The organism is Nocardiopsis moroccensis (assembly GCF_055763695.1).
Genome location: NZ_CP199747.1, coordinates 65,092 through 88,153, shown reverse-complemented (window position 1 = coordinate 88,153; position 23,062 = coordinate 65,092). Strand labels below are relative to the sequence as shown.

General features: G+C 69.8%; 18 protein-coding genes. 12 read left to right on the top strand and 6 right to left on the bottom strand.

Features of this window, described 5'->3' with window-relative positions; translation table 11 throughout:
* Positions 1-209 precede the first annotated feature (209 nt).
* Complete coding sequence (locus ACUKCB_RS00390) at positions 210-2,030, top strand: UvrD-helicase domain-containing protein (RefSeq protein ID WP_473038455.1); 1,821 nt, start codon at positions 210-212, stop codon at positions 2,028-2,030.
* Between the two features lie 135 nt (positions 2,031-2,165).
* Here the strand turns inward: ACUKCB_RS00390 and ACUKCB_RS00385 are convergent, their stop codons facing one another.
* Both ACUKCB_RS00385 and ACUKCB_RS00380 read right to left on the bottom strand, forming a co-directional pair.
* Entirely contained in the window at positions 2,166-3,620 is a 1,455-nt protein-coding gene (locus ACUKCB_RS00385) for a DUF6114 domain-containing protein (RefSeq protein WP_473038454.1), read from the bottom strand.
* 4 nt (positions 3,621-3,624) lie between these two features.
* Complete coding sequence (locus tag ACUKCB_RS00380) at positions 3,625-4,272, bottom strand: DUF6230 family protein (protein ID WP_191274893.1); 648 nt, start codon at positions 4,270-4,272, stop codon at positions 3,625-3,627.
* A gap of 217 nt (positions 4,273-4,489) precedes the next feature.
* Here ACUKCB_RS00380 and ACUKCB_RS00375 point away from each other — a divergent pair, with 217 nt between their 5' ends.
* Positions 4,490-6,379 carry a GMC oxidoreductase gene (locus ACUKCB_RS00375; protein WP_473038453.1) on the top strand — a complete coding sequence of 630 codons (1,890 nt, stop codon included), beginning with the start codon at positions 4,490-4,492 and terminating at the stop codon, positions 6,377-6,379.
* A 217-nt stretch (positions 6,380-6,596) separates the two neighbouring features.
* On the opposite strand, the gene ACUKCB_RS00370 is transcribed toward ACUKCB_RS00375, so the two are convergent.
* Entirely contained in the window at positions 6,597-7,382 is a 786-nt protein-coding gene (locus ACUKCB_RS00370; RefSeq protein ID WP_473038452.1) for a MerR family transcriptional regulator, read from the bottom strand.
* A gap of 175 nt (positions 7,383-7,557) precedes the next feature.
* Between ACUKCB_RS00370 and ACUKCB_RS00365 the strand changes: the two genes are divergently transcribed.
* The 6 genes from ACUKCB_RS00365 to ACUKCB_RS00340 all read left to right on the top strand — a co-directional run bounded on the left by ACUKCB_RS00365 (position 7,558) and on the right by ACUKCB_RS00340 (position 13,619).
* On the top strand, positions 7,558-8,469 hold the full coding sequence (locus ACUKCB_RS00365; protein WP_473038451.1) for an AurF N-oxygenase family protein: 912 nt from the start codon (positions 7,558-7,560) through the stop codon (positions 8,467-8,469).
* Positions 8,470-8,724: 255 nt separating this feature from the next.
* Positions 8,725-9,579 carry an SDR family NAD(P)-dependent oxidoreductase gene (locus ACUKCB_RS00360; protein ID WP_473038450.1) on the top strand — a complete coding sequence of 285 codons (855 nt, stop codon included), beginning with the start codon at positions 8,725-8,727 and terminating at the stop codon, positions 9,577-9,579.
* A gap of 13 nt (positions 9,580-9,592) precedes the next feature.
* Complete coding sequence (locus tag ACUKCB_RS00355) at positions 9,593-10,507, top strand: AurF N-oxygenase family protein (RefSeq protein ID WP_473038449.1); 915 nt, start codon at positions 9,593-9,595, stop codon at positions 10,505-10,507.
* Positions 10,508-10,743: 236 nt separating this feature from the next.
* Positions 10,744-12,264, top strand: a complete 1,521-nt coding sequence (locus ACUKCB_RS00350) for a flavin-containing monooxygenase (RefSeq protein WP_473038448.1) — start codon at positions 10,744-10,746, stop codon at positions 12,262-12,264.
* 24 nt (positions 12,265-12,288) lie between these two features.
* The gene (locus tag ACUKCB_RS00345; protein WP_473038447.1) at positions 12,289-12,618 is read left to right on the top strand and encodes a DUF4873 domain-containing protein; all 330 of its coding nucleotides are present in this window, start codon (positions 12,289-12,291) and stop codon (positions 12,616-12,618) included.
* A gap of 113 nt (positions 12,619-12,731) precedes the next feature.
* Entirely contained in the window at positions 12,732-13,619 is an 888-nt protein-coding gene (locus ACUKCB_RS00340) for an alpha/beta fold hydrolase (RefSeq protein WP_473038446.1), read from the top strand.
* 549 nt (positions 13,620-14,168) lie between these two features.
* Here ACUKCB_RS00340 and ACUKCB_RS00335 read toward each other — a convergent pair.
* Together ACUKCB_RS00335 and ACUKCB_RS00330 are read right to left on the bottom strand one after the other, a co-directional pair.
* Complete coding sequence (locus tag ACUKCB_RS00335; protein WP_473038445.1) at positions 14,169-15,527, bottom strand: four-carbon acid sugar kinase family protein; 1,359 nt, start codon at positions 15,525-15,527, stop codon at positions 14,169-14,171.
* 836 nt (positions 15,528-16,363) lie between these two features.
* Positions 16,364-17,548, bottom strand: a complete 1,185-nt coding sequence (locus ACUKCB_RS00330; RefSeq protein ID WP_473038444.1) for an MFS transporter — start codon at positions 17,546-17,548, stop codon at positions 16,364-16,366.
* 73 nt (positions 17,549-17,621) lie between these two features.
* On the opposite strand from ACUKCB_RS00330, the gene ACUKCB_RS00325 reads away from it, so the two are divergent.
* Entirely contained in the window at positions 17,622-18,206 is a 585-nt protein-coding gene (locus ACUKCB_RS00325) for a TetR/AcrR family transcriptional regulator (RefSeq protein WP_473038443.1), read from the top strand.
* A 7-nt stretch (positions 18,207-18,213) separates the two neighbouring features.
* On the opposite strand, the gene ACUKCB_RS00320 is transcribed toward ACUKCB_RS00325, so the two are convergent.
* Positions 18,214-19,320, bottom strand: a complete 1,107-nt coding sequence (locus ACUKCB_RS00320; RefSeq protein ID WP_473038442.1) for a Gfo/Idh/MocA family oxidoreductase — start codon at positions 19,318-19,320, stop codon at positions 18,214-18,216.
* A 245-nt stretch (positions 19,321-19,565) separates the two neighbouring features.
* Here ACUKCB_RS00320 and ACUKCB_RS00315 point away from each other — a divergent pair, with 245 nt between their 5' ends.
* From ACUKCB_RS00315 to ACUKCB_RS00305, 3 genes are all read left to right on the top strand, one after another.
* Positions 19,566-20,906: an ABC transporter substrate-binding protein gene (locus ACUKCB_RS00315; protein WP_473038441.1), complete on the top strand. Its 1,341-nt coding sequence runs from the start codon at positions 19,566-19,568 to the stop codon at positions 20,904-20,906.
* 171 nt (positions 20,907-21,077) lie between these two features.
* Positions 21,078-22,055, top strand: coding sequence for a carbohydrate ABC transporter permease (locus ACUKCB_RS00310; RefSeq protein ID WP_473038440.1), 978 nt, complete (start codon positions 21,078-21,080; stop codon positions 22,053-22,055).
* On the top strand, positions 22,052-23,023 hold the full coding sequence (locus ACUKCB_RS00305; protein WP_473038439.1) for a carbohydrate ABC transporter permease: 972 nt from the start codon (positions 22,052-22,054) through the stop codon (positions 23,021-23,023). Before ACUKCB_RS00310 ends, ACUKCB_RS00305 begins: the two co-directional genes overlap by 4 nt.
* Positions 23,024-23,062: the final 39 nt, after the last annotated feature.

Below are 23,062 nucleotides of genomic sequence, written 5' to 3'. Positions count from 1 at the left end.
TGCGCATACACGGAACCGCAAGCGATCCGGGGAGCTGCCGAGAATCGTCCCCCGAGCGGCGTTTGCCCAAATTCCACGGCGAGCATGTCTCAGGTGTGAGCGAAGCCCGAAAACAGGCTTTCCCGTACACGAGGACCACCCGCTCCGAACGTCCGCTCCGACCGTCCAGAAGAGCCGCCACCAGGTCGAAGACCGGAGGAATCCACAACGTGTCCGCCCTCGCGATCGCACCGACGTTTCTCAGCGACTTCACCCGCCTCACACCCGACGTCCAGCTCGACACCCTGGCCGTGATGCGCGCCTACCAAGCGGGTGACCGTCCCGGGTTGGAGTCCGTCGCGGGCGCCGCCGATCCCCGGGTGCGGGTCGTCACCATCGCCCGTGACTGGTCCGGCGTCATCGTCCCCGACCCCGACGCCGCCCCCGGGCCCGATGAGACCGAGGAGACCGGCTCCGACGACCCGCCCTACCGGCTGCTCACCGTACGGCCGCGTGCCGAGGCCCTCCGCTACGCCCGGAGCCTGCGGCCGGAAACCCTGCCCGACGCCCCCACCGGGGCGGACGGCGCCGCCCTCGCCCCGGTCGGCCCACCCGAACTCTCCGGCGCGCTCAACGCCCCCTTCGCCCAGTGGCAGATCACCCTGCACCCGGACCAGCACCAGGTGACCGAAGGCCACTTCAACGGATCGGTCCAGGTCACCGGGGGCCCCGGAACCGGCAAGACCGTGATGGCCCTCCACCGCGCCGCGCACCTGGCCGAACTGGACGCGGCGGCCCACCCCGAGGACGACCGCGAGTCCGTACTGCTCACCACCTACAACCGCGGACTGGCCCAGTCCCTGGCGGAGCGGCTCGACCAACTGCTGCCCGACCCCGGCACGCGCTCCCGGGTGCGGGTGGCCACCATCGACAGCCTCGCGCGCACGGTCGTGCAGTCGCACACCGGTGTGGCACCCCGCATGGCGAGCAGGGACGAACTGGCCCAGCGCTGGCGTGCGGTCGCCCTCGCCGACGGACTGCCCTTCTCCGGGCGCTTCCTGGTCGACGAGTGGGAGCAGGTCATCCTGGCCAAGGGCCTGGAGCTGCTGCCCGACTACATCCGGTGCGAGCGCAGCGGCCGCGTCCAGCACCTGGCACCCGAGCACCGTCGCCAGGTCTGGGAGACGATTCGGCGCTACGCGGGTGCGATGCGGGTGGAGGGCCTGTGGTCCTACCCGCAGCTGGCCGGTGAGGCCGCCCGCCTGCTGGGCCGGTCCGGGCCGCTGTACCGGCACGTGGTGGTGGACGAGGCCCAGGACCTGCATCCGACGCAGTGGCGGATGCTGCGCGCCGCGGTCCCGGAGGGCCCCGACGACCTGTTCATCGTGGGCGACCCGCACCAGCGGGTGTCCGACAACCGGGTGTCCCTGGCCTCGCTCGGCATCAACGTGCGCGGCCGCGGCCACCGTCTGCGGGTCAGCTACCGGGTCACCCAGGAGATCCTGGACTGGAGCATGCCGATCCTGGGCCGCCGGTCCGCCCTGGGGATGGACGACGACGCCGACACCCTGGCCGGGTACCGCTCGCTGCTGCGCGGGCCGGCGCCGGTGGTGCGCGGCTGCGCCAACCGGGCCGAGGAGCTCAACGCGCTGGGCGAGTGGGTCCGGGTGTGGTTGGAGGCCGGGGTGAACCCGAGCGAGATCGCGGTGGCCGGGCGTAACCACTGGGTGGTGCGCGGCATCGCCAAGGAACTGGAGGCCCGCGGGGTGGCGACCACGCCGTTGGAGGGGGCCGGAGCCCTCTCGGCGGTCCGGGTCGGGACGATGCACCAGCTGAAGGGCCAGGAGTTCCGTTGCGTGGCCCTGCTCGGGGTGAGCGAGCACCTGCTCCCGCCCAGGGCCGCGCTCGAGGCGGCCGAAGGCGACCAGGTGGCGTTGGAACACGTCTACCAGCAGGAACGGACACTGCTGTTCGTGGCCTGTACCCGGGCCCGGGACGCACTGTACGTGTCGCACGTGGGCCGGCCCAGCCAGTTGATCTCGGAGTGGTGACCGGGTCCGGGCGCCCGGTCCGGGCGCCCTGAACCGCCCGGCCGCACACCGCAGGACGGGGGCACCGCGTTCACGGTGCCCCCGTCCCCTGCCTGCGTGCTCTCCCCGCGGGTCCGGCGGGGAGGTTCGAGGTGGTCAGGCTCCCCCGCCGTACTGGCCGTCCAGGTCGGGGATGGTCATGGTGTCGGAGGACGCCATCGGGTTGGCCACGTCCACATCGGTGACGTACATGATCGGGAGCAGGAGCGGCGGCGGGAAGTCCGGGGTGAAGGTCAGTGGGATACCGAGGATCCGCACGTGCATTCGGGTCACGTGCATCTCCACGTCACCGGTGAGGTTCATGGTGGGCAGGCCGAGGCTTCGGCGCGCGCCCGCGTCGTCGAACCACAGTTCGCCGTTGCTGACGTCACCGCTGCTCATCGTGAGCCGGAGGTAGCGCCGGGGGCCGTCGGCGGTCGGACACTCGACCACGCCCCCGTACCAGGCTCCGTACATGGTGAGGCTGTCGGCGGTGAGACCGGAGTCCCGGACCGACCCCCGGAAGCAGTCGTAGTCGGAGTCGACCACGACCTCCGGGAGCTCGTCCTCCTCCTCTGCGGCCTGGCACGCCGCGACCGCGTCGAGGAACTCCTCCTCGTCCTCGACGAGGGCGGCGTCTCCGACCCGCAGTTCGCACTCCTCGGGGTTGCCCTCCTCGGGCTCCTCGGCGGCCCCCTCGTCCTCGGTGCCCTCCTCCTCGCCGTCGGCCTCCTCCCCGTCCGGGTCCCCGGAGCCGTCCCCGTCGGAACCGCCCTCGTCGGGGTCGGTCCCATCGGGTTCCTCGGACGCCTCCTCGGAGGGCTCCCCGGAGGGTTCCTCGGAGGGTTCCTCGGACGGCTGTTCCTCGGACTGCTCCCCGTCGTCGGGGAAGAACCAGTCCCAGGGCCAGCCCGCGGCAGGGGCAGGCGCCGAGGCGAGGGTGACGGCCGCGGCGAGCGGCAGGGCGATCGCGGCCAGGGGCCGGTGCCCCCCGCGCGGCTCGGTGACGGTCGCGGCCCGGTGGGACCCGGGGCCGCTGTCCTCGGACGCTTCGGCGCGGGTTTCGGCGCCGTCTCCGGCGAAGGGTTCCTCGTCCTCCGGCTCGGGATCCGCGGGGTCCTCCTCGTGGTTACCGGTGTCCTCGGGGGCCGGTGCGCCCGTCCGGCGACGCCTGCGGGGGCGCCGCCGGACGTGGGGGGCCCACGCGAACATGAGAGCTCCGCCGACGATGCCGAGCAGCATCCCGATGACGAACCCACCGAAGTTGGAGGTCACGAAGGAGACCAGCGCGAGCATGAGCCCGACCAGGCCGAAGAACACGTGCTGTGCGGGCTGGAGCCAGCCCAGCACACCGAGCGTGATCAGCAGGAGGGCGATCAGGGCGCCGGACACCCCGGCGATGCCCGCGTAGATGATCAGGTCGATCGGCAGGATCAGGCTCTGCGCGGCCGGTGCGACCAGCAGCTCGACTCCGGCCGCGATGAGGAGGACGCCGCCCCAGAACGGACGGGTCCGTCGCCAGTCACGGAACCGTCCCCATCCCGAGCGGAGCAGGGTCAGTGGGTGGGCCATGGGATCAGAAGCACTCGTGGTTGCCGGGCTTGACCGCCAGGTTCAGCCCGGTCATCCGGAGCGAACCCGAGCTGACCGCCCACGAGGTCATCTCCATGTCGGAGACGGTGATGGAGTCGGCCTGGAGACCGAAACCGCCCTCGGGCCCCTGCCCGTTCTCCGCCTTGTCCAGGGTGCTGGCGTCACGGCCGATCTCGATGGCGCTGAACTCGGCGTTGCCCTGGAGCTGTTCGATGTCGATGACCATGTTGCTGCCCTCCACCGGGCTTTCGGCACCGGCGTTGATCACCAGGGTGGCCTCACCGATCGGCAGGTCCCACAGCGAGGACAGGCACAGGTTCTCCAACTCGGAGGAGTTGACCGTGGACAGACCGACCGCGCGGGAGGAGCCGTCCACCGAGTTGGCGACGTCGCCGTACTGGCTGAAGCCGCTCCCGGAGAACGAGTCCGCGGACAGCTTGAAGCTGTCCCCGGAGACCGCGAAGGAGGCCGCGAGAAGACCCTGGGTGGTCATCCCGCCGAGAACCGCGGCCGCCACGAAACCGGGGACCGCGACGAGGGCGAACCTGCGCCAGCGTGTTCCGCCACTGCCTTCGTGCTGCTCAGGCGCTTCCTGAGGCACCTCGGGGGCCTCATCGTGGGCCTTGGGCATGTGTACCTCCAGTGTTCCGTCGCGGGAAGGGCGACGAGGGGGAACGAAACTTGCGCCGAAGCACGCCACGCGTGTTACATGGAACACACCTTACTCGGCGGTAGTGACGAACATTACAATATGAATTGTCACATTTCTAGATGGCGCATTCATCGTTGCGGACTCGTATCCGGCGCATTACGGGCATCCGCTCCTGACCTGGAGAGAGACCCCACCCATGTCCCCTGAGCGCACAGAAGCCCCCGCCGCCGACGGAGCCCCAGCAGCAGACGGTTTCGACTACGACGTCCTCGTGGTCGGCTCCGGTTTCGGCGGCTCCGTGAGCGCCCTCCGCCTCACCGAGAAGGGTTACCGCGTCGGCGTCCTGGAAGCGGGCCGACGTTTCACCCCCGAGACCCTGCCGTCATCCTCCTGGGACCTGAAGAACTTCCTCTGGGCCCCGAAGGCCGGCATGTACGGCATCCAGCGCATCCACCTGCTGCGCGACGTGATGATCCTGGCCGGAGCCGGCGTCGGAGGCGGTTCGCTCAACTACGCGAACACGCTCTACCACCCGATGGACGCGTTCTTCCAGGACCCGCAGTGGCAGCACATCACCGACTGGAAGTCGGAGCTGGCACCCTTCTACGACCAGGCCCGGCGCATGCTCGGCGTGCGCACCAACCCCACCCTCACCCCTTCCGACGTCCACCTGAAGGCCGTCGCGGAGGACATGGGAGTCGGTGACACCTTCAAGCTCACCCCGGTCGGTGTGTGCTTCGGTGACGGCGACGACGGCGAGGGCAACAAGGCGGCCCCCGGCGAGTCCGTCGGCGACCCGTACTTCGGCGGAGCGGGTCCCGAACGCAGGGCATGCAAGGAATGCGGCGAATGCATGACCGGCTGCCGGCACGGGGCCAAGAACACCCTCACCGAGAACTACCTGTACTTCGCGGAGCGTGGCGGCGCCGAGGTGCACCCCCTGACCACGGTCGAGCGGCTGCGCGAGCTCCCCGGGGACCGGGGCGGCGGATTCGCGGTCGACACCGTGCGCACCGACGCGCCCCGGCGCCGGGAGAACGCCCGCACGTTCACCGCGCGCCAGGTCGTGGTCGCCGCCGGGACCTACAACACCCAGACCCTGCTGCACCGGATGCGGGACAGCGGGATGCTCCCCCGGCTTTCCGCGAAGCTGGGCACCCTGACCCGGACCAACTCCGAGGCCCTGGTCGGCGCCATGAGCAAGCAGGTACCGCCGCCGGAGGACCTCACCCGCGGCGTGGCCATCACCTCCTCCATCCACCCGAACGAGAACACCCACATCGAACCGGTCCGCTACGGCAAGGGCTCCAACGCGATGGGGCTGCTCACCGCGATCCAGGTACCGGGCGGCGGGAGGGTCCCGCGCTGGCTGCGCTTCCTCGGCCTGGCCGCGCGCCACCCGTACGTGTTCATGCGCAGCCTCTCGAACCGGCGCTGGTCCGAACGGATCATCATCGGCCTGGTGATGCAGTCCCTGGACAACTCCCTGACCACCTCCGTCAGACGCGGCCTGTTCGGCGGGAAGAAGCTCACCTCCCGCCAGGGCCACGGGGAGCCCAACCCCACCTGGATCCCCGAGGGCCAGGAGGCGGCCACCCGGCTCGCCGACCGGATCGACGGATACCCGGGCGGCACGGTCGGCGACATCTTCAACATCCCGATGACCGCGCACTTCCTGGGCGGCTGCCCGATCGGAGACAGCCCCGAGAGCGGTGTGATCGACCCCTACCACCGGTTGTACGGGCACCCCGGGGTGCACGTGGTGGACGGTTCCGCGGTCACCGCGAACCTGGGCGTGAACCCGTCCCTGACCATCACCGCACAGGCCGAGCGGGCGATGTCGATGTGGCCGAACAAGGGCGAGGAGGACACCCGGCCGGAGCAGGGCGCGGAGTACCGGCGCACCGAGCCGGTCTTCCCCAGGGAGCCGGCGGTCCCGGCCGGCGCCTTCGCCGAGCTCCGCTTCACGAAGTCGCTGCCGCTGTCGGTGGTCGACCCCACCGGAGCCGCGGAGGAGTCCGTCGAGCGGCCGGAGGAGTCCGGGGGGAGGTCGGACGGGGCCGCCGCGGAGGAGTCCGGGGCCTGAGGTGGTGCGGAATCCGCGGGACCGACCCGGCGTGCGGGCCCGGACACTGATGCGGTGTCCGGGCCCGCGGCCCGTCCGGGGGTCGAGGTCTGCGGGGAGCGGGGGTCTCGGGGGTCCGAAGGGAGCGGGGGTCAGGTGAGCCGAAGCGTCGGGGCGACTGTCCGGCGGTCCCGGGAGGGCTGGAGGAGGCACGGGGTCCCGGAGTGCTCGGCAGGACTCAGGAGGGCCCGGGGAGGCCCTCCATGTCCCGGCCCGCCTGGTCCTGCGCCTGAAGGTGCTCCATGGCCTCGGCGAAGTGGTCGCCCAGGACGTTGGTGAGGTGGTGGGCCATCTCCTGGGCCAGGACCGCGTCCACGGCCTGCTGGGCCAGGGGGCGCACCCTGCGGATGAGCTCGGCGATCTGGGCGACGTCCTCGCTCTGGATCACGGTCCCGGGGGCGTGTTCGGTGATGATGTGGTCGGCGACCAGCCGGACCATGTGCTCGGAGACGTCACCGATCTTGAGCCGGAGGTTCTCCGCGATGTCCAGGACCGAGTCCACGGTCATGCCGAGCTTGACCAGTTCGACGCCGGCGTGGAAGAGGCGGGGGCTGGGGACCCGGAACCGCAGCCCGTCGCGCTCCAGCACACCGAGGTCCAGAGCCCGCTTTATGGTCTTGGGGGTCACCCCCTTGCCGAACAGTTCCCGCAGGTCCCCGAGGCTGACGTAGTCGGCTATCTCGTCGCTCCAGGCGTCCCCCACGGCGGACTCGAAGCCGAGGATCTCGGAGAGGTCACCGCCGCGTTCCCACACCTGGAACATCTCGCCGATGTTGGCGAAGGTGTAGCCCCGGCGGAGCAGTTGGCCGATCAGCCGCAGACGTGCCAGATGCGCTTCGGAGTAGATGCCCACCCGGCCCTGGCGCCGGGGCGGCGCGAGGAGTCCTCGGTCCTGGTAGACCCGGACGTTGCGCACCGTCGTGTCGGCGAGCCGGGCGAGTTCGTCAATACGGTATTCGGCCATGGAACCAGCCTAGAGACCCTGGAGGGCCGTACTCATCAGTAAATCCGCCCCTCGGCGCCGTTGAACGTTGTCAACAGAGATTGTAACGTTCTAGAAAATCGGAGTGAACGGGGTCACATCACGCGAACCGCCCGTTCGGCGCGCCTCCGGCACGGAACACCCCCTGGAGGGATCCATGTCCGCGGGAAACGTCCGCACACCGAAGCTCACCGACCGCGAGGACATCGCCAAACGCCTGCTGCGCGGCTCCGCCAAGGCCTCCTTCGACCCCCTGGTGGAGATCGACTGGGAGGCTCCCCTCGATGACAAGTGGGGCATGCGCCCGGAGCGGGTGTCCATCTACGGCACCCACCTGTGGGACCGGCTCAGCGAGGACCAGCGCAGGGAACTGTCCCGGCTCGAGATGGCCAGCACCATGGCCACGGGCATCTGGTTCGAGACCATCCTGATGCAGATGCTGGTCCGGCACGTCTACCACAACGACCCCACGACCAACCACGTCCAGTACGCCTACACCGAGATCGCCGACGAGTGCCGCCACACGGTCATGTTCGCGAAGGCGATCGAGAAGCTCGGCTCCAGGGCCTACCGGATCGACCCCGTGGCCCACGTCCTGGGCAACGTCTTCAAGGCCCTCGCCCACGGGCCGCTGATCTTCGCCGGCGCGCTCTTCGTCGAGGAGATCCTCGACCAGCTGCAGCGGGAGATGATCGACGACGAGAGCATCGAGCCGGTCGTGCGCTCCACCTCCCGGATCCACGTGATCGAGGAGGCCCGGCACATCCGCTACGCCCGCGAGGAGTTCCACCGCGACTGGATCGGGCGCGGCAGGCTGGACAAGGCCTACAGCAGGCTCGTCCTCGGCCTGGTCACCTACTACTCGGCCACCCGGCTGGTGCACCGGAAGGTCTACGAGCGAGTCGGCCTCGACCCGCGTGAGGCGCACCGGACGGCCCGGCGCAACCCCCGCTTCATCGACAGCAAGACCGAGCTCTCCCGCAAGGTCGTGAAGACGCTCGACACCGCCGGGGCGATCTCGGGCCTGGGCCGGTACTTCTGGAAGAAGGCCGGACTGCTCGGCCGATAGTGCCCCGATCGTGACCGGGGCGGATTCCGGGGTCGCGCGCCTGTTCGCGCGACCCCGGAGCCGTATCCGAGCACACCCGCCCCGACCTGCGACTGAACCCCCGGAGCGCCGACAACCCCCACCTGGGCCGGGACACGGCATCCGACGCCGCCAGGCACCCCCGAACCTTACTCGCGAGTAAATTTCCGGCTACTACCCATTGCATTGTGACAATGGCCGTTGTAACGTTCCGGCAATGACTGTGGAGGAGATCACATGACGACCCCCTTGCCGCGCCACCTGAGCCGGCTGTCCGGCCAGAACGCCATCGTCACCGGCGCCTCCGGCGCGTTCGGCAGCGCCACCGTGGCGGTCCTCCGCCAGCTCGGCGTCAACGTCGTCGGCATCGACCGCAAGGCCGCCCCCGGTGTCATCGCCTGCGACATCACCGACGACCAGCAGGTGCGCGAAGGGGTCGCCGAGGCGATCGAGCAGCTCGGCGGACACCTGGACCTGCTCGTCCACTACGCCGGGGTCGGCCCGTCCGTGGACATCGGCCACATGCCCGACGCCCACGCCCACCAGGCGCTGGAGGTCAACCTCCTGGGCACCTGGCGGGTCACCGCCGCCGCGATGCCCGCCCTGCTCCAGAGCCGGGGCCGGGTGATCGTCACCGCCTCGCTGCTGGCCAACCTCCAGGTCCCCCTGGCAGGCGCCTACACCGTCTCCAAGCGCGCGGTGACCGCCTACTCGGACGCCCTGCGCGCCGAGTACGGCACCCACGTCGGCGTGACCACGGTCTACCCCGGCTTCGTCGACACCCCCATCCACGAAAGCTCGCGCGCCACCGGCGCCTCGCTGGACGGGGTGGTCCCCGCCGAGACCAAGCGGGACACCGTGATGACCGTGGTCCGCGCCGCGGCCGCCAAACGCCCCCCGCGCGACGTCGCCTGCACGGCCTTCGGAACCGCGGCCCTCCACCTGACCAAGCACTTCCCCGCCACCACCGAACAGATCGTGTCGCTCCAGCTCGGCCTGCTCCTCACGGACGGCGCCTTCGCGGACGCGGAGATCGCCCAGGGGCTCCACGCACGCCACGGTTCCCCGCACGCCAAGACCAGCGCTTCCTGAGGAGGAACAAGAGATGACCGCCGAAGTAGTCGCCAAGCCCAAGGTCACCGACCGCGAGGACATCGCCAAGCGCCTCCTGCGCGGCTCCGCCAAGGCCTCCTACGACCCCCTGGTCGAGATCGACTGGGACGCCCCGGTCGACCCCGACATGTGGGCGATCCGGCCCGAGCGCATCTCGATCTACGGCACCCACCTGTGGGACCAGCTCAGCGAGGACAAACGCAAGGAGCTGTCCCGCCTGGAGGTCGCCAGCGTCGCCACCATCGGCATCTGGTTCGAGACGATCCTGATGCAGATGCTGGTCCGGCACGCCTACCACAACGACCCCACGTCACTGCACGTCCAGTACGCCTACACCGAGATCGCCGACGAGTGCCGCCACACGGTCATGTTCGCGAAGATGGTGCGCAAGCTCGGCTGGGAGACGCACCGGCTCGACCCGGTCACCTTCCACCTCGGCCGCGTCTTCAAGGCGATCGCGCACGGACCGCTGATCTTCGCCGGCGCGCTCTTCGTCGAGGAGGTCCTGGACCAGCTCCAGCGCGAGGCCGTCCCGGACGAGCAGATCCTGCCGCTGGTGCGCGCCGTGGCCCGCATCCACGTGACCGAGGAAGCGCGCCACATGCGCTACGCCCGTGAGGAGTTCCAGCGCGACTGGCCCGAGCGCAGCGCCCTCAACAAGGCCTACAGCCGGATCGTGCTCGGCCTGGTCACCTACTACTCCGCGACCCGCCTGATCAACCCGAAGGTCTACGAGCAGGTCGGACTCGACCCCAAGGAGGCCTACCGGGTCGCCAAGGGCAACACGCACTGGGTCGAGACCAAGACCTGGGCCGCCCGCAAGGTGGTCAACACGCTGGACACCGCCGGGGCGATCTCCGGCCTGGGCCGGTACTTCTGGAAGAAGGCCGGGCTGCTCGGCAGCTAGCCGACTCCCCGAGGGGCACTCCCCCTCCCAAGAACGCCGCCGTCGGAAGGCGAAACGCGCCACGTCTTCCGGCGGTGGTCCCCCAGACGTCGGGAGCTGAGAGCGGACGCGCCACGCGCTCAGCCCCCGACACCCTCCCCCCGGGGGCGAAACGCGCCACGCCCCCGGGGACCATACTTACCGGTCGGTACGCAAGTCTCCACGGCCGAACCGGGACGCACGAAGGGAACAGCATCGTGACCGAAGCAGTGCCGCACTACCGGGTCGCCGTCATCGGCACCGGATTTGCCGGGATCGGTATGGCTGTCCGCCTCAGGCAGGCCGGGCTCAAGGACTTCGTGGTCCTGGAGAGGGCCGACGGCATCGGCGGCACCTGGCGCGACAACTCCTACCCGGGCGCCGCCTGCGACGTTCCCTCGCACCTGTACTCGTTCTCCTTCGCGCTCAACCCCAACTGGAGCCGGACCTTCTCGCCGCAGCCCGAGATCTGGGACTACATGAAGCGGGTCGCCGGCGAAAACGGCGTGGACCAGCACGTCCGCTACAACAGCGACGTCCGGGCCGCGCACTGGGAGCCCGGGAACAACCGCTGGCGGATCGAGACCACCGACGGCACCGTCACCGCGCAGTTCCTGGTCAGCGGCGCCGGCCCCCTCGCCGATCCCACCTACCCCGACATCAAGGGCCTCGACACCTTCGAGGGCAAGCTCTTCCACTCCGCCGCATGGGACCACGACCACGACCTGACCGGCCGCAAGGTCGCCGTGATCGGCACCGGCGCCTCCGCGATCCAGTTCGTACCGAAGATCCAGCCGAAGGTCGGCAGGCTGACGCTGTTCCAGCGCACCGCCCCGTGGGTGATGTTCCGCCACGACCGAGACATCACCAAGGCCGAGAGCTGGCTCTACCGGAACGTCCCCGGCGCGCAGCAGATCGCCCGCAAGAGCATCTACTGGGGCCGCGAGAGCTACATCTTCGGCTTCGCCAAGAACCCCAAGCTGCTCGGGATCGTGGAACGCCTCGGCCGGGCCAACATCAACCGCAGCGTCAAGGACCCCGCCCTGCGCGCCAAGCTCACCCCGAGCTTCCGCGCCGGGTGCAAGCGCATCCTGATGTCCAACGACTACTACCCCGCGCTGGCCCGGCCCAACGTGGACGTGGTCACCGACGGCATCGTCGAGGTCCGGCCGAACTCCGTGGTCACCCGGGGCCCCTCCGGCGAGGAGACCGAGCACGAGGTCGACACGATCATCCTCGGCACCGGCTTCCAGGTCACCGACCCGCCGATCGCGCACCGCCTGTACAACTCCGAGGGCCGCTCGCTCGCCCAGCACTGGGGCAGCAACGTCCAGGCCTTCCGCGGCACCACCGTCAACGGGTTCCCGAACGCGTTCGTACTCGCCGGCCCCAACACCGGCCTGGGCCACACCTCCCAGGTGTTCATGATCGAAGCGCAGATCCGCTACACGATGGAAGCGCTCAAGTACGCGTGCCGGAACCGGCTGGACCGCCTGGAACCCCGCCCCGAAGCCCAGCGCGCCTACAACAGGATGATCGACAAGTCCATGCAGGGAACCGTGTGGGTGACCGGGGGCTGCGACAGCTGGTACCTGAACGAGGAGGGCCGCAACACCACCCTGTGGCCCACCTTCACCTGGAACTACGCCCTGCGCACCCGCTGGTTCGACCCGCACAACTACGACCTGCGCCGTGTCCCGCGGGGCGGCGGAAAGCGCAAGGACGCCGTCCCGGCCTGACGGGACCAGAGAAGGAGAAGCATCATGAGCGGGTTCGACGACGGGGAAGAGGAGTACCGGGGCATGGTGACGGTCCTCCTCTCCGAGGAGTCCTCGGAGGGCTTCGAGGTCCAGGCCCACCTGGCCGGGCACTTCTCACCGCTGACCGGTGACTACCGGTGGAAGGGCCGCCTGTCGGCCGAACCCGGGATCACCAGGGCCTACGAGCGCGGTGTGCGCACCGTCATCGTGCGCACACCCGACGGCCACGAGGGGGTCGGCACACTCGACACCCCCAACCTCTGGGGCGGGCACCCGGTCAACGGGTCGGGCACCCCGCCCTTCGCGGTCCCCCAGATCGACCTCGACGGCTGAGGCCGCCCCGAAGACGTCCCTCCAGTTCACGCGCCGACCTGGAGGGACACCCCCCGCGCCGCGGCGGTCGCACCGACCGCCGCGGCGCTCCCCCGAGTGAGAGGTAACCCCTGATGGCGACACGACACGTGGGCCACGCCCAGGAACTCAAGGTGCGTTCCGCCGACGGCACCCGGTTGCACGTCGAGGTACGCGGACCAGCCGACGGCCCGACGGTGGTCCTCTCCCACTGCTGGGCGACCTCCCTGGCCTCCTGGGGGCCCGTGGTCCGGGAACTGGACCCGAGCCTGCGGGTGGTCCTCTACGACCAGCGCGGGCACGGCCGTACCCAGACCCCCATCACCCGAGCCGGGTACGGCACCGAGAAGCTCGCCGACGACCTGTGCGCGGTCCTGGAGGCGACCGTGCCGGAAGGGCGCAGGGCCCTGGTCGCCGGGCACAGCATGGGCGGTATGACCGTGATGGCCGCGGCTCCACGCGAGACCTTCAAGGAGAAGGTCGGCGCCGTGCTCCTCACCAACACCGGATGCACCGACCTGCCGAGGAAGTCCACCGCCATCCCCCTCCCCGGTGCTCTTGGCACCCTCGGCGCCAGGATCTTCCTGACCGCGCCCCTCCCCCTGGGCCCGCCCAACGCCCTGTCCGCGGAGATCTTCAAGTTCCTGGTCATGGGCAGGAACACGGACAAGGCCAACAAACGCCTGTGCGCCAAGCTCGTCCACGACTGCGGCAGCATCCCCCGCGGCGAGTGGGGCAGGGTCCTCACCGAACTGGAACTGGACGACTCCACCCGTCAGATCTCCGCCCCCACCGTGGTCGTGGGCGGAGACGAGGACAAGCTGACCCCCGCGTGGCACGCCCACCACATCGGGGACCTCGTGCAGAACTGTGAGGAGGTCCGGGTGCTCCCCGGTCTCGGGCACATGGGACCGCTGGAGGCGCCCAAACCCCTCGCCGAACTGATCGACAAGCTCACCTTCACCCACATCGTGTCGGCCTGACCTTCCCGCCCAGGAGGCCGTCCGGGTGACGGCCCCCGCCGCAGTCAACCCCTGGGGTTCTGTCGCGCCTCTCAGGCTCCCGCACACCAGGGGTTGAACGTGCCCCTGCAAGTGACAGCACCCCAGGGGGTAGGGCCCCACCATCCGCCGTAGTAACCCACACGGCCCCGCCCCCCCTGAACCCCTGGGGGTTGGGCGTGCACCTCCAGGTGACGGCACCCCAGGGGGGTTGGCGAGCTACGGGCCTCGCCCTTTTCCAGATCCAGTCGTAGAAAGATCAAGCACGTCCCGCGAGGTGCGTAGCGGCCTCCGAGTACGCCCGACATCAACCCCCACAGGGCTCAGCCGGACGAACACCGGGCCCAGACCACCCCAGGGGGGGTGTCCTGAACCCCCACCACAGACCGTTTGAACCAGCACCCACGCAACCCCCCGCACCACAGCGGGTCTCCCACACTCTTCAACCAACAGCACCACAACGGGTCCTGAACCCCAACCCACCACCCCCAGACACCCTGTCCCGCGCGGAAAACCGCACCCGCACACCCCTCAGCTTTCCCTGACCAGGGTTGGGATCACGTGTTCGGAAACCTCCGAGTGCACCTGGTGCAGGCGGGCCTGGACAGCCCTTCTCAGTTTGGCCAGACACTCGACCAAGGTGATGTCGTCACCGACCAACCCGCCCTTGGCCACCACGGGCGTACCGTCCAGCGGGCCTCCGCTGAGGTGACCGTGGACGGCGAGCGGGACGATCTCACCGCCGACGTCGAAGGCGTGCACATCCAGTTCGTCCAGGAGGCTGGCGACGAGGTCGCCGCCGGTCAGGTACAGACCGCTGGGCAGAGCCTGGGCCCCCACCGTGTCGGCGAGCTCGTTGACCACGTCCGCGACCAGACCCGCGATCCGGCCCGGCAGTTCGGCGCGGGCCTGAGCGGGGAGTTCCCGGACCTGTTCGGCCGTGGTGATCATCCGCAGCACACACAGCTCGGGGAAGCCCGAAGAGGACAGCTGTGTGGTGAGTTCTTCGGCAACCTCATCGGCGTGGTCGCTCTCGGGGTCCGCCAGGGCTACCGCGTCCACGTCCACGAACCGCACGGCGCCGGTACGGGCCACTGTGGCCAGTTGACGGCGGGTGAGCTCGGTGGTGCTGCCCGCGACCGCGAGCAACGGTCCGCGAGAACCAGCCTGGCCGCGCAGGCGCAGGGCGTAGGCGAGCAGGGCGCCTGTGGGTCCCGGGTCGACGGCCACCCAGACGGTGCCGTCGGAGTGGTGTGCCGCCGCTGCGGCCTCGGCTATGTCGGTGAGGTGCTGCTCGCTGCTGGCATCGCAGACCACGATCGGTTCGTCCCCGGCGAGGAGCTCCGCGGTGAGCATCTCCTGGGTGATCTGGCGGACCGGCACATGCCGGACGGCGAGATCGGTCTGGGCTCCGAGGATGTCGGCGACCACGCTGGTGGTCATCGGGAAGAGGGGGTCGACCGCGAGTTCCGTGCGTTCCAGCGGTGTCCCGTTGAGCAGCTGCACACCGTCCTCGGTGATCCGGCCGGAGCCGGGGAAGGCGGGGGTGAACAGCACCCGGACCCGGGTTCCGGTGGGGACCCGGTCGCGGACCGCGTCGTAGGCGGCCTGGATCTCGGCGCCGATGTTGCCGCGCAGGGTGGTGTCGGTGCGTTTGACCACGAGGCCGACCGGCCATACTGCCTCAACCACGTCGGTGACCAGGTCAGCGGCCTGTTCAGCGGGGACGTGCCGGCTGTCCAGGTTGGCGACGACCACGTCGTAGTCACCGGCGACCCGGCTGACGTGCTCGGGAGTCACCGTGGCCACGCGCATCCCGGTACGTGCGAAACGGGCGCCGGTGGCGTTGGCACCGGTGAGATCGTCAGCGACCACGAGGACCTGGGCCACGGCGCTTCTCCTTCGGTGGGGTGGTGGTTTTGGTGCGGCTTGGAGCGTCTTAGGACAGTTTGGTGCGGGGTCGGTGAGCAGGTGAGGCGTAGGTGGGGTTGGGATTGGGAGCGGGGTGGGCGGGCAGGTGGTCCAGGGTGGGTGGGTGTGTGTTGGAGAACCCCCGATCAGCCCTCTTCCAACATAGGCCCAAGGAGAAGGTTCGGGGATGTGGTTCGAGCGGGCTGTGTCTGAGCTTCAAGCCAACCCGCTGTGGTGCGGGGGGTTGCGTGGGTGCTGGTTCAAACGGTCTGTGGTGGGGGTTCAGGACAACCCCCTGGGGTGGCTTGGGCCCGGTGTTCGTCCGGCTGAGCCCTGTGGGGGTTGATGTCGGGCGTACTCGGAGGCCGCTACGCACCTCGCGGGACGTGCTTGATCTTTCTACGTCTGGTTCTGGAAAAGGGCGAGGCCCGTAGCTCGCCAACCCCCTGGATCACTGATGTGTTCCAGAGATGCGTGTCCCCAGCCCTGGCGAAAACCCCCTGTGTCCGGGCGCCGCCCACCGCGCTCCGGCCAACCCCCACCACTGGGGGAGGGCGGGCAAGATGCACGTTTTGTGACCCCCTGGGGTTGAGGGGGTTTGCACCGCCCGCCTGACAACAGCGCAGGGTGGGGGTCCCAAACCCCCTGGGGTGCCGTCACCTGGAAGCGCACGCCCAACCCCCTGGGGTTGAGGGGGTTTGCACCGCCCGCCTGACAACAGCGCAGGGTGGGGGTCCCAAACCCCCTGGGGTGCCGTCACCTGAAAGCGCACGCCCAACCCCCAGGGGTTGAGGGGGTTGGGGTTGTGCCGCTTACTACGGTGCAGGGCTGGGGCTCACGCCCTCTTGGGAGTGGATCGGTTTGCGTTTTGCCAGAGCTGCTCCGGCGGCCAGGACCGCTGCTGTGCTGAGGGTGAGCACGGTGAAGCCCTGGCCCGACAGGGCGGCTGCGAGTTGGGGGCCCAGGCCCGCACCGATGAAGAGGGTGAAGGTGTAGAGGGCAGTGGCCGACCCCCGGGCGGGGCCGGCGTGCAGGCCGATGGCCTGGATGAGAGCGGGCGCCGCCACGGCGACGCATCCGGCCAGGGCCAGCAGGCTCGCCCCTAGGGCGAGGGGGCCCAGGTGGGCGGCCGGACCGGTGGCGGCCACGGCGACGGCGGCACCGATGAGAGCGGCGGGCACTCTGGTTTCGGGCGCGTAGCGGGCCAGGCGGGAGCCCAGGAGAGGGACCGCGAGCATGGCGGGCAGGGCACTGGCGCGCAGGAGCAGTAGGGCTTGGGGGTGGTCCGCGAGCCAGGCGGGACCGGAGAGTTCGAGACCGCTGTAGACGCTGACGAAACCGAGCAGAACGGTGGCGGTGGCTCCGTAGAGCAGGAGGAGTCGGCGGTCACGGAGCAGGGCGAGCATGCCGCCGTTCCCGGAGGTCGGGGAGGGCCGGTCGGAGGCGAGTACGAGACGTAGAACGCTCGCGGCCACGGCCAGGGCTGCCGCGGAGGCGGTGAACACGCCGCGCCAGCCGATGACCTGTTCGAGGGTTTGGGCCGCGAGCTGACCGATGACGGCTGCGGCAAGGAAGGAGCTGGTGAGCCAGGTGATGGCGGCGACCCGGTGTTCGGGGCGGACCCTGGTGGCGATGTAGCTGAACGCGGCGGGTGCGAAGGAGGCTGCCGCCAGGCCCTGGAGGGCTCTGAGGGTCAGCCCCGTGGCGGCCCCGGGTGCCAGGGCCACCACCGCGGTGGTCAGGGCGGTCGCCAGCCCTCCCGCGACGATGACCCGGCGGGGACCGAAGCGGTCGGCGGCGGGGCCGGAGGCGAGGAAACCCGTGGCGTAGGCGATGGCGAAGACCGTCACCGACCAGGCGACGGTGGGTTGGTCAGAACCCCAGCTCCGTGCCATGGGCGCCATGAGCGGGAGAACGGCGTAGAGCTGACCGACGACGAGGACGCCGGTCAGGGAGAGGGCCGTGACGGCGGACCGACTGGTGGCCTGTGTTGTGGACATGGCCCCATCGTTTAAAACCAACTAGTTGGTTGTCAAGATCCTCGATAACCAACCGGTTGGTTATCATCGTGGGATGGACAACACCTCGCGTACCGAGAACACCCGTGCGCTCCTGTTGGCAGCCGCGCGGCACGAGTTCGCCGCGCACGGCATCGCCGGAGCCAGGGTGGATCGCATCGCGGAGCGCGCCGGGGTCAACAAACAGCGGATCTACGCGCACTTCGGCGACAAGGAACAGTTGTTCCGGCACGTGGTCGGGGAGGCGGTCGACGAACTGTCACGGGCCGTGACCCTCACCGACGACAGCGACCCCGCCTCCTACGTCGTCCGGGTCTTCGACTACCACCGCGCCCATCCCGAGGTGCTCCGACTGCTGCTGTGGGAGGCCCTGCACTACGGCGACTCCCCGGTCCCGGGCGAGGAGGAGCGCGCGAAGCTCTACGACGCCAAGGCCGCCGCCCTCGCCGAGGCGGTCGGAGGTTCGGCCTCCGACGCCCGCCACCTGCTCCTCACACTGGTCGGCCTGGCCGCCTGGCCGCAGATCACTCCTCAGCTGACCCGCCTCGTCCTGGGCCGGGACCCCTCCGAGGAGGAGGTCCTGGACCAGCTGCGCGAGCACCTGACCGCGTTCACCAGGAACGCGGTCCCGGAGCGCTGAGGTGCGGTCAGTGCCGCGCCGGCTCCACCACCGACCCGGTTCGGGCGCTGCACCGGGCCGCCTCGATGACCTCCAGGCCGTGAATCACCTCGTGGAGGTCCACCGGCAGCGGTTCGCCCTCACCGACGGCGTCGCGCACCCCGGCGTAGAACTCCGGGTAGGCGCCGCGCTCACTGGGCACCGGCTTGGTCCGGCCGTCGGCCCCGAGCAGGCCCCACTCCGCCTCGGGGACCACACCCCAGTCGGGCGCGTCCGCGCGCTCCCCCGCGGTCAGTCGGGCCTCCTGGCCGTCCAATCCGTGGCTGACGAAGGCCGCCTCGTCCCCGAGCACCCGGAAGCGGGGGCCGTTCTGAGCGCTGAGAGCGCTCATCCACAGGTGGGAGCGCGTGCCGCGGACGTGGTGCAGGGCGAGGAAGACGTCGTCGTCAGCCTGTACGCCCTCGCGCAGGGAGTCGGTCTCGGCATAGACGGAGGCCACCGGGCCGAACAGGTTGACCGCCTGGTCGATGAGGTGCGGACCCAGGTCGTACAGCAGGCCCGCACCGTCTTCCACTCCCCCGATCTCGCGCCAGGTCCCCTTCGGCTCGGGGCGCCACCGCTCGAAACGCGACTCGAAGCGGTGCACCCGTCCCAGGGAGCCCTCCTCGATGAGCTGCCACAGGGTGAGGAAGTCGGCGTCCCAGCGACGGTTCTGGTAGACGGTGAGCACCTGGTCGAGCTCCTCCGCCAGTTCGGTGAGCTCCCGCGCCTGAGCCGAGGTGAGCGCGAACGGCTTGTCCACGACCACCGCCATGCCCGCTTCCATCGCGGCACGGGCCAAGGGCGCGTGGGTGTCGTTGGGGGTGCTGACGACCGCGATCTCGTAACGCCCGGCGTCGGCCCACAGGTCGGCGGCGGTGGGGTACACGGTGACCCCCGGGTACCGTGCCTGCGCGGCCCGCCGGCGTTCGGGCGATCCGGTGACCACGGCGGACAGGCGCAATCCCGGCACAGCGTCGACAAGGGGGGCGTGGAAGACCTCCCCGCCCTTGCCGTAGCCGATCAGGGCGACGTGCAGTTCGGGTCCGTCATGTCCGGGTGTGCCCTGACCAGGGCTGGTGGGTGCGTCAGCCATGCCCCCAATGTACGGCGCACCGCCGGTGGCCGGCTCGGGCTCCGCACCGAGGCCCGAGCCGACATCCCACCTTTCCGATGACAAAACCCCTGTCCACACGGCTCACCTGCAAGATTTCAGATCGTTACGCAAGAATTTGCGCAGGGCATGGACAAAATCCCCGAATACGACTTTCATCGAAGGGCGCATGACCTGAATCACATCCGCAACACCGGCGGGTGTGCGTGCCGAAGGAGTGAACGCCCATGCCCAGTCCGGTCCACCGACGCACTCTGGCCGCGGCCGCCGGAGGCCTGGCCCTCCTGGTTTCCGGGTGCTCCTATCTCAGCGGAGGCGACAGCAGCACCGTCGACACCTCCGACATCGACTGCTCCCCCTACGAACAGTGGGAGGGCACGGGGGGCACCGTCTCCGTCTACGCGTCCATCCGTGACGAGGAGGGCGACCTCCTGGAAGAGTCCTGGGCGGACTTCGCGGCCTGCAGCGGCATCACCGTCCAGTACGAGGGCAGCGGTGAGTTCGAGGCCCAACTACCGGTCCGCCTCGACGGAGGCAACGCGCCCGACCTCGCCTTCATCCCCCAGCCCGGCCTCCTGGAGCGCGCCGCCAACGACGGCCACGCCCTCCCCGTCGCCGACGGCGTGCAGAGCAACGTCGAGTCGGGGTGGAGCGAGGACTGGCAGGGCTACGCCTCCGTGGACGGCGACCTGTACGGCTCCCCGCTCGGCGCCAACATGAAGTCGATGGTCTGGTACTCGCCCGGCTACTTCGCCGAGAACGGCCACGAGGTCCCCGAGACCTGGGACGAGATGATCGAACTCAGCGACGCCATCGCCGCCGACGGCACCAAGCCCTGGTGCGTGGGCTTCGAGTCCGGCGACGCCACCGGCTGGCCCGGCACCGACTGGATCGAGAACGCGCTCCTGCGCACCTCCGGGACGGACGTCTACCACGACTGGATCTCCCACGACATCGCCTTCGACTCCCCCGAGGTCGAGGAGGCCTTCGACCTGGCCGACGAGGTCATCCGGAACGAGGACTACGTCAACGGCACGTTCGGCGGCGTCGACAGCATCGCCGTCACCTCCTTCCAGGAGGCCGGGATGCCCCTCCTCGACGGCGGCTGCGCCATGTACCTGATGGGCTCCTTCTACGGCGCCCAGTTCGAGGACGACGTCGAGATCGGCGAGGACGGCGACGTCTACGGCTTCGTCATGCCCCCGCTGGAGGCCGGCTCCGACATTCCGATCATGGGCGGCGGCGAGTTCGTCGTCTCCTTCGACGACCGCGACGAGGTCGTGGCCATGCACGAGTACCTCTCCTCGGCCGAGTACGCCAACCAGCGCGCCTCCCTGGGCTCCTGGGTCTCCGCCCACCAGGAGCTGGACCAGTCCCTGCTGGCCGACCCCACCGACCAGTTCACCGCCGAGGTCCTCAACGACCCCGACACCGTCTTCCACTTCGACGGGAGCGACGCCATGCCCTCCTCCGTGGGCACCAACGTCTTCTGGAGCGGGATGGTCGACTGGGTGACCGGTGCCGACACCGCAACGGTCCTGGAGAGCGTCGAGTCCGCCTGGCCGTAACCCCGGGTCTGCTCGGGGCCTTTGCCCGACGCCCCTCAACGGGTGTCTGAGGCGCGATCCCGCCCCGGCTCCGGCCCGTGCCCGAAGTTCCCGGCCGCGCGGCGTCAGTGACGCCGCGCGGCCCTCCCCGCCCTCCCCTTCCACCTCTCCAGGCACCACCAAAGGTCTTCCATGGAGTTCTCCTTCCTGAACGAGCTGCCCAAGCTCGTGTGGATGCTCATCGGGATCGTCGCCTTCCTCGGCGTCATCGGCCTGATGCTCGTCCTGCTCGACGCGCCCCGCAGCAAGCGGGACCGGTGGCAGGCGGCCTTCTTCCTCGGCCCGGCCGCGGTCCTCATTCTCGGCGGGCTCGTCTACCCGGTCATCCGCACCACCATCCTGTCCTTCCACGACCGCAACGGCGACGTGTTCGTGGGACTGGCCAACTACCTCTGGATGTTCCAGCGCCCGGAGATCCTCCAGGTCCTGCTCAACACCATGCTGTGGGTACTGTTCGCCCCGGTCATGGCCACGGCGGTCGGCCTGCTGTACGCCGTGCTCATCGACCGCTCCCGGTTCGAGTCCGTGGCCAAGTCGCTGGTGTTCATGCCGATGGCGATCTCGTTCGTCGGCGCGAGCATCATCTGGCGGTTCGTGTACGCCTACCGCCCCGCCGACCAGGAGCAGTACGGGCTGTTCAACCAGATCGTCGTGTGGTTCGGCGGCGAGCCCCGGTTGTGGCTGCTCGAACAACCCCTCAACACGTTCCTGCTGATCCTGGTCCTGATCTGGGTCCAGGCCGGGTTCGCGATGGTGGTCCTGTCCGCGGCCATCAAGGCGATCCCCGCCGAGATCGTGGAGGCCGCGCGCATCGACGGCGCCGGCCCCTGGCAACTGTTCAGCCGCATCACCCTGCCGTCGGTCTGGCCCACCCTCCTGGTCGTGCTCATCACGATCTCGGTGCAGACCCTCAAGATCTTCGACATCGTCCGCACCATGACCGGCGGCAACTACGGCACCAGCGTGATCGCCAACGAGATGTACAGCCAGGCGTTCTCCCAGGGCCAGGTCGGTCAGGGATCGGCCCTGGCCGTGTTCCTGTTCGTCCTGGTCATCCCGTTGGTCGCCTTCCAGATCCGGCGCAACCGCAAGGCCAGGGAGCTGACATGAGCACGAACGACACCCTCCCCGGGGCCGCCGCGCCCGCCGCACGCGAGACGCCCGCCGACCGGGGCGCCGCCGACCGGGTCCGCAAACGGCTCAGCGGCGGCGCGGCCAGCCTCGCGGCGCTGGTCATCGCCGTCGTGTGGACGCTGCCCACCGCCGGGCTGTTCATCTCCTCGTTCCGGCCCGCCGAACAGATCCGTACCACCGGCTGGTGGACGTTCTTCGGCTCCCCCGAGGTGACCCTGGACAACTACCGGGACGTACTCTTCGGCAACGCCAACGACGGCCGTCTGGCAAGCCACTTCGTGAACTCGTTCGTGATCACCCTGCCCTCGACGGTGTTCGTCCTGGGGGTCGCGGCCCTGGCGGCCTACGCTCTGGCCTGGATCGACTTCCGCGGCCGTGACTGGGTGTTCCTCGGGATCTTCGCGCTCCAGATCGTCCCGCTCCAGATGTCCCTGGTCCCGCTGCTGCGTTTCTTCTCCCAGGGTGTGTCGGTCGGCGGCGCCCAGATCCTCCCCGCCTGGGAGCTCTCCGGTGCCATGGCGTTCACCAACGTGTGGGTGGCGCACACCATCTTCGGTCTGCCGCTGGGCATCTTCCTGATGCACAACTTCATCTCGCAGCTACCGAAGTCGCTTTTCGAGGCCGCCCGCGTGGACGGTGCCGGGCACGGGACGATCTTCCGCAAGGTGGTACTTCCGCTGATCGCCCCCGCCCTGGTCTCCCTCGGCATCTTCCAGTTCCTGTGGGTCTGGAACGACCTGCTGGTGGCGCTGATCTTCGCCGGCGGCGACACCGCGACCGCGCCGCTCACCGTCCGGCTGGCCGAACTCGCGGGAACCCGCGGCGAGGCCTGGCACCGGCTCACCGCGGGGGCGTTCGTGTCGATCATCGTCCCGCTGATCGTGTTCTTCCTGCTGCAGCGCTACTTCGTGCGGGGGCTGCTGGCCGGCAGCGTCAAGGGCTGACGGCCCGGTGGGGGCGGCACCGGCGCCGCCCCCACCGTG

Coding starts and splice junctions, on each gene's coding strand:
- ACUKCB_RS00385 (WP_473038454.1), bottom strand. CDS start 3,620: ATGGCCCACCCACTGACCCTGCTCCGCTCGGGATGGGGACGGTTCCGT.
- ACUKCB_RS00380 (WP_191274893.1), bottom strand. CDS start 4,272: ATGCCCAAGGCCCACGATGAGGCCCCCGAGGTGCCTCAGGAAGCGCCT.
- ACUKCB_RS00375 (WP_473038453.1), top strand. CDS start 4,490: ATGTCCCCTGAGCGCACAGAAGCCCCCGCCGCCGACGGAGCCCCAGCA.
- ACUKCB_RS00370 (WP_473038452.1), bottom strand. CDS start 7,382: ATGGCCGAATACCGTATTGACGAACTCGCCCGGCTCGCCGACACGACG.
- ACUKCB_RS00365 (WP_473038451.1), top strand. CDS start 7,558: ATGTCCGCGGGAAACGTCCGCACACCGAAGCTCACCGACCGCGAGGAC.
- ACUKCB_RS00360 (WP_473038450.1), top strand. CDS start 8,725: ATGACGACCCCCTTGCCGCGCCACCTGAGCCGGCTGTCCGGCCAGAAC.
- ACUKCB_RS00355 (WP_473038449.1), top strand. CDS start 9,593: ATGACCGCCGAAGTAGTCGCCAAGCCCAAGGTCACCGACCGCGAGGAC.
- ACUKCB_RS00345 (WP_473038447.1), top strand. CDS start 12,289: ATGAGCGGGTTCGACGACGGGGAAGAGGAGTACCGGGGCATGGTGACG.
- ACUKCB_RS00340 (WP_473038446.1), top strand. CDS start 12,732: ATGGCGACACGACACGTGGGCCACGCCCAGGAACTCAAGGTGCGTTCC.
- ACUKCB_RS00330 (WP_473038444.1), bottom strand. CDS start 17,548: ATGTCCACAACACAGGCCACCAGTCGGTCCGCCGTCACGGCCCTCTCC.
- ACUKCB_RS00325 (WP_473038443.1), top strand. CDS start 17,622: ATGGACAACACCTCGCGTACCGAGAACACCCGTGCGCTCCTGTTGGCA.
- ACUKCB_RS00320 (WP_473038442.1), bottom strand. CDS start 19,320: ATGGCTGACGCACCCACCAGCCCTGGTCAGGGCACACCCGGACATGAC.
- ACUKCB_RS00315 (WP_473038441.1), top strand. CDS start 19,566: ATGCCCAGTCCGGTCCACCGACGCACTCTGGCCGCGGCCGCCGGAGGC.
- ACUKCB_RS00310 (WP_473038440.1), top strand. CDS start 21,078: ATGGAGTTCTCCTTCCTGAACGAGCTGCCCAAGCTCGTGTGGATGCTC.
- ACUKCB_RS00305 (WP_473038439.1), top strand. CDS start 22,052: ATGAGCACGAACGACACCCTCCCCGGGGCCGCCGCGCCCGCCGCACGC.